We start from the raw sequence: 289 nt of genomic DNA, 5'->3' as shown, positions 1-289 counted from the left end.
ACGCCGCAGGCGTAGAAGAACTCGAGAATGCGCCGCTCAATCGGGGCGGCGCCGGTGACGGCCTGGCGCAGCCGGCCGCCGAACAGGCCGCGCACGTTCGCGAACAGCTCCTGCTCGGCTCGGTCGAAGGCGGCTTGCAGCTGGTCGGGCACCGGCTCGCCGCGCCGCCGCAGCTCGCGCACCTCGAACCCCACCCTGGCCGCCTGCTCGAGCTGGCCCGCGGGGACGGCGCTGGTGGCGAGCGTATAGACCTTCTCGAACATGCGCGGCACCGACGGGAAGAAGCTCG

General features: G+C 72.7%; 1 pseudogene. It reads right to left on the bottom strand.

The window, feature by feature from the left end:
- Positions 1 to 289 (bottom strand): annotated as a pseudogene (locus tag P6709_RS19825) (hypothetical protein); the annotation flags it as partial.

It is taken from the genome of Jeotgalibacillus sp. ET6, assembly GCF_029667115.1.
Taxonomy (GTDB): domain Bacteria; phylum Bacillota; class Bacilli; order Bacillales; family Jeotgalibacillaceae; genus Jeotgalibacillus.
The sequence above is the reverse complement of the archived record's forward strand: the minus strand, read 5'-3'. Positions and strand labels throughout refer to the sequence as shown.